General features: G+C 54.1%; 9 protein-coding genes and 2 tRNA genes. 2 read left to right on the plus strand and 9 right to left on the minus strand.

Annotated features, from left to right (window positions below):
• Nucleotides 1–47 precede the first annotated feature (47 nt).
• From ilvA to ilvL, 6 genes are all read right to left on the minus strand, one after another.
• Nucleotides 48–1,592: a threonine ammonia-lyase, biosynthetic gene (ilvA, locus tag JOE09_RS24990; protein WP_205067728.1), complete on the minus strand. Its 1,545-nt coding sequence runs from the start codon at nt 1,590–1,592 to the stop codon at nt 48–50.
• A gap of 4 nt (nt 1,593–1,596) precedes the next feature.
• Nucleotides 1,597–3,447, minus strand: coding sequence for a dihydroxy-acid dehydratase (ilvD, locus tag JOE09_RS24995; RefSeq protein WP_205067729.1), 1,851 nt, complete (start codon nt 3,445–3,447; stop codon nt 1,597–1,599).
• 65 nt (nt 3,448–3,512) lie between these two features.
• On the minus strand, nt 3,513–4,439 hold the full coding sequence (locus JOE09_RS25000; protein ID WP_105595119.1) for a branched-chain amino acid transaminase: 927 nt from the start codon (nt 4,437–4,439) through the stop codon (nt 3,513–3,515).
• Between the two features lie 18 nt (nt 4,440–4,457).
• Entirely contained in the window at nt 4,458–4,715 is a 258-nt protein-coding gene (gene ilvM / locus JOE09_RS25005; protein ID WP_105595118.1) for an acetolactate synthase 2 small subunit, read from the minus strand.
• Nucleotides 4,712–6,358, minus strand: a complete 1,647-nt coding sequence (gene ilvG, locus JOE09_RS25010) for an acetolactate synthase 2 catalytic subunit (RefSeq protein ID WP_200562691.1) — start codon at nt 6,356–6,358, stop codon at nt 4,712–4,714. The genes ilvM and ilvG overlap by 4 nt, the downstream gene beginning before the upstream one ends.
• 139 nt (nt 6,359–6,497) lie before the next feature.
• The gene (gene ilvL / locus JOE09_RS25015; RefSeq protein WP_105595116.1) at nt 6,498–6,596 is read right to left on the minus strand and encodes an ilv operon leader peptide; all 99 of its coding nucleotides are present in this window, start codon (nt 6,594–6,596) and stop codon (nt 6,498–6,500) included.
• Between the two features lie 337 nt (nt 6,597–6,933).
• On the opposite strand from ilvL, the gene JOE09_RS25020 reads away from it, so the two are divergent.
• Nucleotides 6,934–8,454 (plus strand): YifB family Mg chelatase-like AAA ATPase, encoded by a 1,521-nt coding sequence (locus JOE09_RS25020; RefSeq protein WP_205067730.1) that lies wholly within the window; start codon nt 6,934–6,936, stop codon nt 8,452–8,454.
• A 33-nt stretch (nt 8,455–8,487) separates the two neighbouring features.
• Here JOE09_RS25020 and JOE09_RS25025 read toward each other — a convergent pair whose 3' ends face one another.
• On the minus strand, nt 8,488–8,826 hold the full coding sequence (locus JOE09_RS25025) for a MaoP family protein (RefSeq protein ID WP_105595114.1): 339 nt from the start codon (nt 8,824–8,826) through the stop codon (nt 8,488–8,490).
• Nucleotides 8,827–8,947: 121 nt separating this feature from the next.
• On the opposite strand from JOE09_RS25025, the gene hdfR reads away from it, so the two are divergent.
• Nucleotides 8,948–9,769: an HTH-type transcriptional regulator HdfR gene (gene hdfR, locus JOE09_RS25030; RefSeq protein ID WP_205067731.1), complete on the plus strand. Its 822-nt coding sequence runs from the start codon at nt 8,948–8,950 to the stop codon at nt 9,767–9,769.
• A gap of 168 nt (nt 9,770–9,937) precedes the next feature.
• On the opposite strand, the gene JOE09_RS25035 is transcribed toward hdfR, so the two are convergent.
• Together JOE09_RS25035 and JOE09_RS25040 are read right to left on the minus strand one after the other, a co-directional pair.
• Nucleotides 9,938–10,013 (minus strand) — tRNA-Trp (locus JOE09_RS25035).
• Between the two features lie 7 nt (nt 10,014–10,020).
• Nucleotides 10,021–10,097: transfer RNA gene (locus JOE09_RS25040), tRNA-Asp, on the minus strand.
• Between the last annotated feature and the right edge of the window lie 17 nt (nt 10,098–10,114).

Consider the following 10,114-nt stretch of genomic DNA (forward strand, 5'->3'; position numbering starts at 1 on the left):
GCGGATTATTATCCGCCTTTTTGCATTTATAAGCTCAGAAATCTGCTTCAACCGGCAAGGAAGAAGCGGAACGCCGGATTGCTGGTTTCATCGTGGAAATCATATCCCAGTGCCGCCAGGTGCTCTTCGAACTGCGGTTCGTTGTCACTCAGCTCAAACGCGGCCAACACGCGACCGTAATCGGTGCCGTGGCTGCGGTAGTGGAACAGAGAGATATTCCAGTGCGTTCCCAGCGTTTGCAGGAAGCGCAGCAGCGCCCCCGGTGCTTCCGGGAATTCGAAACTGAACAGCCTTTCACGCAGCGGCTTGGATGGACGACCGCCGACCATGTAGCGCACGTGCAGTTTCGCCATCTCATCATCGGAAAGATCGACCACCTTGTAGCCACCCTCGGTGAGCAGCGCCAGGATCTCCTCACGCTCTTCAAGCCCGCGGGTCAGCCGCACACCGACAAAAATGCAGGCATCATCGGCGTTGGCATAGCGATAGTTGAATTCCGTGACGGAACGTCCGCCCAGCAGCTGACAGAAACGCAGGAAACTGCCCTGCTGTTCCGGGATGGTTACCGCCAGCAGCGCTTCACGCTGTTCACCCAGCTCGCAGCGCTCTGAAACGTAACGCAAACCGTGGAAGTTGACGTTAGCACCGGAAAGCACATGCGCCAGGCGTTCACCTTTAATCTGGTGCTGCTGGATGTACTTTTTCATACCGGCCAGCGCCAGCGCACCGGATGGTTCCGCCACCGCGCGCACATCGTCAAACAGATCCTTCATCGCTGCGCAGATAGCATCGCTGTCTACGGTCACGATGTCGTCGATGTATTCCTGACACAGACGGAAGGTTTCGCTACCGATCCGTTTCACCGCCACGCCTTCGGCAAATAGCCCAACGCGAGGCAGATCGACCGGCTGACCGGCATCCAGCGCCGCCTTAAGGCAGGCCGAGTCGTTAGATTCAACCGCGATCACTTTAATCTGCGGCATCAGCTGCTTAATCAGCACCGCGACACCCGCGGCCAGACCACCGCCGCCTACCGGAACGAATACGCGATCGAGATGCGCATCCTGCTGCAGCAACTCCATCGCCAGCGTACCCTGACCGGCGATCACCATCGGATGATCGAACGGTGGAACAAAGGTATAACCCTGCTGTTCCGCCAGTTCTATCGCCTTAGCTTTCGCTTCGTCGAAGTTGGCACCGAACAGGTAAGCCTCACCGCCAAATGCCCGCACCGCATCAACTTTGATATCCGCCGTGGCAACCGGCATCACGATCAGGGATTTAATACCCAGTTTGGTGGCAGACAGCGCCACACCCTGAGCATGATTCCCCGCCGAAGCGGTGACAACACCACGCGCCTTCTGCTCTTCGCTTAGCCCGGCAATCATCGCGTAGGCACCGCGCAGCTTAAAGCTGTGCACCGGCTGACGATCTTCACGCTTAACCAGAATGGTATTGCCGAGGCGCGAGGAGATTTTCTCCATTTTCTGCAGCGGCGTTACCTGTGCGACTTCATAGACCGGCGCGCGAAGTACCGCACGCAGATACTCCGCACCACAGGGCTGTGCGGGTAGCGGTTGAGACTCAGCCATATCGTTAGCCTCCCAGCTTGCTCTTATCGCGGACCGCACCTTTGTCGGCGCTGGTTGCCAGAGTGGCATAGGCGCGCAGGGCAAAGGAAACCTGACGCACACGGCCGTGTGGCGTATAAGCCTCATCACCGCGCGCCAGCTCTTTTTCACGACGTGCATGGATTTCGTTGTCTGGCAGATCCAGATGGATGCGACGATTTGGAATATCCAGCTCGATCATGTCGCCATTCTCAATCAGCGCAATGGTGCCACCGCTCGCCGCTTCTGGTGAGATGTGCCCCACAGAAAGACCGGAAGACCCGCCCGAGAAACGGCCATCGGTGATCAGCGCACAGGCTTTGCCCAACCCCATCGATTTCAGATAGGTGGTCGGATAGAGCATTTCCTGCATGCCAGGACCGCCTTTTGGCCCTTCGTAGCGGATCACAACGCAGTCGCCCGCCACCACTTTGCCGCCAAGGATCGCGTCTACCGCATCATCCTGGCTCTCGTAGACTTTTGCCGGGCCTTTGAAGGTCAGCAGCTCAGCATCTACGCTGGCGGTCTTCACGATACAGCCATCTTCTGAGATGTTGCCGTACAGCACGGCCAGACCGCCATCCTGAGAGAACGCGTGTTCGCGGGTACGAATACACCCTTCCTGACGGTCATCATCCAGCGTGTCCCAGCGGCAATCCTGTGAGAAAGCCTGAGTGGTACGAATACCGGCCGGACCGGCGCGGAACATCTTTTTCACCGCTTCGTCTTTGGTCAGCATGATGTCGTACTGATCCAGAGTTTCACGCATGGTCTGCTGCAGAATATTACGCACGCTGGTGTCGATCAGCCCTGCGCGGTCCAGTTCACCCAGAATACCGATCACGCCACCCGCACGGTGCACATCTTCCATGTGATATTTCGGCGTACTTGGCGCCACTTTACACAGATGCGGGACTTTACGTGACAGGCGATCGATATCGGACATGTTGAAGTCGATTTCGCCTTCCTGCGCGGCCGCCAGCAGGTGCAGAACGGTATTCGTTGAACCGCCCATGGCGATATCCAACGTCATCGCGTTCTCGAACGCGGCTTTCGTCGCGATATTACGCGGCAGCATGTTGACGTCATCCTGCTCATAATAGCGTTTAGTCAGGCTAACGATGCGCTGGCCGGCGGTCAGGAACAGCTCTTTACGGTCAGCGTGTGTCGCCAGCAGCGAGCCGTTGCCCGGCTGGGACAGACCCAGCGCTTCGGTCAGGCAGTTCATCGAGTTGGCGGTGAACATACCGGAACAGGAGCCACAGGTCGGACAGGCGGAACGCTCAATCTGGTCACTGTCGGCATCGCTGACGTTAGGGTTTGCACCCTGAATCATCGCATCGACGAGGTCCAGTTTGATGATCTTATCTGACAGCTTGGTTTTACCGGCTTCCATCGGGCCGCCGGAAACGAAGATCACCGGAATATTCAGGCGCAGCGACGCCATCAACATTCCCGGGGTGATCTTGTCACAGTTGGAGATACAAACCATGGCGTCGGCACAGTGTGCGTTGACCATGTATTCGACCGAGTCAGCGATCAGTTCACGTGACGGCAGAGAATAAAGCATGCCGCCGTGACCCATGGCGATACCATCATCAACGGCGATGGTATTAAACTCTTTCGCCACGCCGCCTGACGCTTCGATCTGCTCAGCAACCAGTTTTCCCAGATCGCGCAGGTGAACGTGACCCGGCACAAACTGCGTGAAGGAGTTTACAACCGCAATGATCGGCTTACCGAAGTCATCATCGGTCATTCCTGTGGCGCGCCACAGGGCACGGGCACCCGCCATATTGCGCCCGTGGGTGGTGGTGGCGGAACGGTACTTAGGCATGCTCTATTACTCCAGAAATCGATGATACGCGGGCGTCAAATGACGCCCGAGAAAATGTATAGTTCTTATGAGTTAACCGGATCCAGCCAACCCCATTTGTCTTCAGTTTCGCCAGTGAACAGACCAAAGAATGCAGACTGAATACGCTCGGTAACCGGGCCACGTTTGCCCGCGCCGACCTGAATACCATCAACGCTGCGTACCGGAGTAATCTCAGCAGCAGTACCGGACATGAACACTTCATCCGCCAGATACAGTGACTCACGGGACAGTACCTGCTCACGAACTTCGATACCCAGATCCTGCGCCAGTTTGATAATGGCATCACGCGTAATACCCGGCAGCGCGGAAGAGGTGAATGGCGGAGTAAACAGAATGCCGTCTTTCACTTCAAACAGGTTCTCACCGGCACCTTCAGAGATGTAGCCCTGAGTGTCCAGTGCGATACCTTCCTGATAGCCGTGACGGCGTGCTTCGCTACCAACCAGCAGGGAAGACAGGTAGTTACCACCGGCTTTAGCCGCGGTTGGCAGGGTATTTGGCGCCACGCGGTTCCATGAAGACACCATCGCATCAATGCCCTGCTCCAGCGCTTCAGCACCCAGGTAAGCACCCCACGGGAACGCGGCGATGATCACATCCGTGCTGTAGCCGTCTGGCGGATTCACGCCCAGGCCCACGTCGCCAACAAACACCAGCGGACGAATATATGCGCTTTTCAGGTTGTTCTTGCGCAGCGTTTCGCGGCACGCTTCCATCAGTTCATCAACGCTCTGGCTGACAGGGAAACGATAGATTTTTGCAGAATCACGCAGACGCTGCATGTGTTCACGATGGCGGAAGACAACTGGCCCTTTGTGCGAGTCATAGCAACGGACGCCTTCAAATACGGATGTGCCGTAGTGCAGTGCGTGGGACATAACGCTTACCTTCGCGTCTTCCCATTTAACCATCTCGCCATTGAACCAGATAAAGTCAGCTTTCTTCGTCATTCTAATTTCCTTGCCCGCTTAAGCGCGGATTTGTTGTGTTGTCTGTTGTTGAACCTGAACGCATGCAACGTCCATCAGTTTACTTAACTGCGTTGACAGTAAATCGACAGAGCGCTGGCTGGCAACGGTCAATTCAATATTAATATTGTCGGTATTCACCTGCGAAGCCATATTCATCGTGCACACCTGAAAACCACGGTGGCGGATAACACGTAAAATACGTTCCAGAACTTCCGGACGAAAACGTGCTTCGATAGATAATTGATGCTGCATCATGAGGTTTTCTCCATCATATTTTCGTTGCTGGCACCGGGTGGCACCAGAGGCCAGACGTTCTCATGCTCGTCAATCGCGACGTGGAGCATGTATGGCCCTTCACTGTGCAGCAAAGCGTCTAATGCGGCGTCGACCTGATCTTTACGGGTAATGCGCTGGCCGGGAATATTGAAAGCGCTGGCCAGTGTGAGAAAGTCCGGGTTATCTGAGAGATTGGTTTCGCTGTAACGCTCTTCGAAGAACAACTGCTGCCACTGGCGTACCATGCCTAAACGCTGGTTATCCAGCAGCACGATCTTCACTGGCAGCTGTTTGCGCTTGATGGTGCCCAGCTCCTGTACATTCATCATAAAGGAGCCATCACCGGAAACGCAGATCACGGTATCGTCGGGACGAGCCACCTGAGCACCTACGGCAGCCGGCAGACCAAAGCCCATCGTGCCCAGCCCGCTTGAGGTGATGAAATTCTCCGGTCGGGTAAAGCTCATATGCTGTGCAGCCCACATCTGGTGCTGCCCCACATCCGTAGTCACAACGCTGCTATCCGATTTGCGATCCGACAGCTGCTTCAGGAACAGCGGAGCAAAGATAGCCTCCCCCGGGTGATCGTAACGCCAGCCGTGATCGGCTTTCAGCGCTTTGATCTCTTCACGCCAGGCTGAGATCGCTACCGGATGATAAAGATCCGGCAGCAGCTTGTTCAGATCGCCCTGCAGGGCAACATGCGCGCGGCGCAGTTTGTTCAGTTCCGCCGGGTCGATATCCATATGGATAACGCTGGCATGCGGCGCGAAGGTATCCAGCTTGCCGGTCACCCGATCGTCAAAGCGAGCACCGACGGCAATCAGCAGATCGCACTGCTGAACGGCGAGGTTAGCAGCCTTGGTGCCGTGCATGCCCAGCATGCCCAGATAACACTCATCTTCCGCATCCGGCGTCCCCAGGCCTTTCAGGGTAGCCACGGTTGGAATGCCGGTTTCTTTGGCGAAGGCGCGCAGCGCATGGACCGCATCGGCCATTCCCACGCCACCGCCAACATACAGAATCGGCTTCTGCGACTGTGCCAGCAGCTGGCGGGCCTGCTGCAGTTCAACGTGCGGGTGGTCCTGCTCCTCTTCCACCGGCAGCAGATGGGCAATCAGGTCGCCGCTGGCCAATTGGATATCTTTAGGAATATCAACCAGAACAGGGCCGGGACGACCCGATTTAGCAATGGCAAAGGCTTCAGCCATCACGCCCGGCAGTTCATCGAGCGATTCCACCAGGAAGCTATGCTTGGTACAAGCCAGCGAGAGGCCCAGAACGTCAATCTCCTGGAAGGCATCGGTGCCCATGACCGCAGAAGAGACCTGGCCGGTAATGGCAACAATAGGAACAGAATCCAGCATCGCATCAGCCAGACCCGTGATCAGGTTGGTCGCGCCGGGCCCAGAAGTGGCGATACAGACGCCGACTTTTCCAGTGGCACGGGCAAAGCCGATAGCGGCCATGGCTGCACCCTGCTCGTGGCGGCACAGTAGGTGTTCGACACCGCCGTCATAGAGCGCGTCATAGACCGGCATAATTGCTCCACCAGGATAGCCGAATACTGTCTCGACTCCCTGTGCACGCAAAGCTTGAACCACCCACTGTGCACCATTCATAGTTATTCCCCCGCCTCTGGCTGGGAACAACAGCATTTTATGCTACTGTTCATCTTCTGTTCCTCACACGTTTTGTCTTGCTAAAAAAAAACCCCCGGACCTTTCGGTGCGGGGGTTCTTTCGAATTCAGGCTTGATTTTTAAGCCTTTCTTTCTCCGAGCGTAGCCCCGCACGGCGTGATAATAATCACGACGACGCTAATGACGACTAGGCTAATGACTCGTAGAAGGGCTTTCATTTGGATTCTGTAAATTCACTTGTTCGAATTAATGTCTATAGAGTTATCACAGTTACGCGTTTGCGTTCAACTTTTTTCATCATTTTATTTTATGACAGCGTACGCAAAAAAAGTAAAAAGTATTGTTATTCAGTGAATAAGAAGATGTTGATTTATTTTCAATACTCACCTGCCGTGATCGCTTTAATCCCACATAGTGGAATTATCACGGCAGCTCGCAGCGTGATGAAACGTGCTGCACCATCACAAAATAACTGTCAGCCCGTCTCACAGCGATCCCTTTTGCTCATCGTCAGGATAGAAATTTGTATGCACAGTAACGCCAAAAGGAGGCTCCATGTCATTATCTGTTGCTTACACTCGTGCTGCGATTGGCATTCAGGCCCCCCTGGTTTGCGTCGAAGTTCATCTCAGTAATGGGCTTCCCGCACTTTCCATGGTGGGACTGCCTGAAACAGCCGTCAAAGAGGCTCGTGACCGGGTACGCAGCGCCATTATTAACTGCGGGTTTTCTTTCCCGGCCAAACGCATCACCGTTAACCTTGCCCCGGCGGATTTGCCCAAAGAAGGCGGAAGATTCGATCTTCCTATCGCGGTTGCCATTCTCGCAGCCTCAGAACAGATTCCTGCGGAGAAACTCACTCAATATGAATTCCTGGGCGAACTGGCGCTTACAGGCGCTCTAAGGGGCGTACAGGCGGTTATCCCGGCGGCGATGGCAGCTCATGATGCCGGGAGGCAGCTTATCCTCTCAGCGGATAATCTCGCGGAGGTTGGCCTGATAGAACATGGTGATAATTTGCTTGCTCGTGATTTACTGGAAGTCTGCGCCTATCTGCATGGCGAAGCCCAGCTAGAACGCGCATGCGTGAAGCATGATGAGCTGCCGGCAATGGAGGGTGACCTGCAGGAGGTGATCGGCCAGCAGCAGGCCAAGCGCGCACTTGAGATCGCAGCTGCAGGCGGGCATAACCTGCTGCTAATCGGGCCCCCCGGTACCGGTAAAACCATGCTGGCAACGCGCCTGAACGGGCTTATGCCGCCGCTAAGCGATCGGGAAGCGCTGGAAAGTGCCTGCATAGCCAGCCTTGTCAGGAATGACACTGTGCATACTCACTGGCGTCAGCGGCCATTTCGCTCTCCCCACCATAGCGCCTCACTGTTTGCCCTGGTTGGCGGAGGAGCAATACCAAAGCCGGGCGAGATATCACTGGCGCATAACGGGGTGCTTTTTCTTGATGAGCTACCTGAGTTTGAACGCCGTGCGTTGGACGCTCTGCGTGAACCGCTGGAGTCCGGCGAGATCGGGATATCTCGCGCCCGAGCTAAGGTGACCTATCCGGCCAGATTCCAGCTGATCGCCGCGATGAATCCCAGTCCTACGGGTCACTACAACGGTCCCCATAATCGCTGCTCTCCGCAGCAAACGCTGCGCTATTTAAGCCGATTATCCGGCCCCTTCCTTGACCGTTTTGATCTTTCACTGGAAGTACCGCTGCTACCGACGGGAACACTGAGCGCGCAAAGGAGTGGCAGTGAATCCAGCGATACCGTCAGAAAACGTGTTGTCGCTGCCCGTGAGCGTCAGCTTGCACGCGTGGGAAAAGTGAACGCGTTGATGAGTCATCATGAGATCAAAGACTTCTGCATGTTAAAAACGGAGGATGCCGAGTGGCTGGAACAGGTGTTGAATCAACTTGGGCTCTCGGTGAGGGCCTGGCAGCGAATTTTAAAAGTGGCACGGACGATTGCCGATTTGGCGGATGATAACGAGATTGATCGGGAACATCTGACTGAAGCGGTGAGCTATCGGGGAATGGATCGATTACTGATTAATCTACAGAAAAGTCTGGGATAGCAGGCATTAAAAAGGGGCCGAGGCCCCTTAATCTTAATCGTCGCTATCCGAATAGTCTTCAACACCTTCCATCTGCGGTTTACCGCCAGAAAGGGTATGAAAACGCTTAGGACGTTTAATTCGGGTCATGTACTTAGACCAGACTCTCTCTGCTTCAGTTTGCGGCTCACGTACACCGCGGCACACTTCGATAAACAGACGCTCTTCTTCCGTCGTCGGCTCACGCTTTGCCAGATCCAGCTCGTTAAAAGCATAACCATGGCGCTCAAGAAGTTGGGCTTCTTTGATGGTGAAATCACCGTGCCGGGAGAACCCGCGGGGATAGTGTTTGTTATCAAAAAAACGACTGGTTGTTGCGAAGCTTTCCGCCATTTTACACGCTCCTAACTCTTTTAAGGCCGAGCTATTTATGGCGCGGAGTATTAGATAGGCTTGACAGAGTGTAAAACAAAACATTTAAATCATAACGACAAATGTTTTTTAGGAGATCGCTGTGGATACGGAATTACTAAAAACCTTTCTTGAAGTGAGCAGAACTCGCCACTTCGGACGAGCTGCGGAAGCACTCTATCTAACGCAGTCCGCCGTTAGTTTTCGCATTCGACAGCTTGAAAATCAGCTGGGTGTGAACCTTTTTACCCGGCACCGTAACAACATCAGGTTAACTTCAGCGGGTGAGCGTTTACTGCCATATGCTGAAAGCCTGATGAATACGTGGCAAATGGCTAAGAAAGAGGTTTCACACACGCAACAGCACCATGAGCTGTCGATAGGGGCCAGTGCTTCGCTCTGGGAAGCCTATCTAACCCCCTGGCTACAAACGTTGTATCAGCAGCGCGAGAGTCTCCATCTCGAAGCACGAATCGCTCAGCGTCATCTGATGGTTAAGCAGCTGCATGAACGTCAACTCGACCTGTTGATTACCACTGAAGCTCCCAAAATGGACGAGCTGACAAGCCATCAAATTGGCCATATCTCATTGGCGCTGTTCAGGTCGCGAAAATCGGAGAAAAAGGAGAAATATGATTATATTAAGCTGGAATGGGGGGCGGATTTTCATCAACATGAAAACTATCTTGCCGGTGCCGATGACATACCTGTACTGACGACAACCTCAGCACATTTAACGCGCCAACTGTTGCATACAACAGGAGCCTGTGCATTTTTACCGGACTTCTGGGAGACGGAGTACAGCGATCTTCTCTCAATTCAGGATACTGCAATTGTCCTCAGACCCCTTTACGCAGTCTGGTTACAAAATAGCGATCAGCAAACACACATCCGTCAACTCATCAAATTACCGGTCAATATCTAACCAATTAGTGTTGATAAAAGCGACAAAAGAGCCGTAGGACGGCTCTTTATAACTCGCACTTACAGCATAGCTTTAAGTGTAGTTACATATCTTTGGTCATTATGAGCTTTGTTTCTTGAATTTTAGGCAAAAAAAAACCTTTGCCTAAGCAAAGGTTTTTTCTTTATCTGGCAGGGGCGGAGAGACTCGAACTCCCAACACCCGGTTTTGGAGACCGGTGCTCTACCAATTGAACTACGCCCCTAAAAGGGTGGCGGAACGGACGGGGCTCGAACCCGCGACCCCCTGCGTGACAGGCAGGTATTCTAACCAACTGAACTACCGCTCCACCGATTCTGTACTGAT

Source organism: Pantoea coffeiphila, from assembly GCF_016909495.1.
In the GTDB taxonomy this organism is placed as follows: domain Bacteria; phylum Pseudomonadota; class Gammaproteobacteria; order Enterobacterales; family Enterobacteriaceae; genus Erwinia; species Erwinia coffeiphila.

Excerpts from the sequence above, each read along its gene's own strand:
- JOE09_RS25000 (WP_105595119.1), bottom strand. The coding sequence starts at position 4,439 with ATGACGAAGAAAGCTGACTTTATCTGGTTCAATGGCGAGATGGTTAAA.
- ilvM (WP_105595118.1), bottom strand. The coding sequence starts at position 4,715 with ATGATGCAGCATCAATTATCTATCGAAGCACGTTTTCGTCCGGAAGTT.
- ilvA (WP_205067728.1), bottom strand. The coding sequence starts at position 1,592 with ATGGCTGAGTCTCAACCGCTACCCGCACAGCCCTGTGGTGCGGAGTAT.
- JOE09_RS25025 (WP_105595114.1), bottom strand. The coding sequence starts at position 8,826 with ATGGCGGAAAGCTTCGCAACAACCAGTCGTTTTTTTGATAACAAACAC.
- ilvD (WP_205067729.1), bottom strand. The coding sequence starts at position 3,447 with ATGCCTAAGTACCGTTCCGCCACCACCACCCACGGGCGCAATATGGCG.
- ilvG (WP_200562691.1), bottom strand. The coding sequence starts at position 6,358 with ATGAATGGTGCACAGTGGGTGGTTCAAGCTTTGCGTGCACAGGGAGTC.
- ilvL (WP_105595116.1), bottom strand. The coding sequence starts at position 6,596 with ATGAAAGCCCTTCTACGAGTCATTAGCCTAGTCGTCATTAGCGTCGTC.
- JOE09_RS25020 (WP_205067730.1), top strand. The coding sequence starts at position 6,934 with ATGTCATTATCTGTTGCTTACACTCGTGCTGCGATTGGCATTCAGGCC.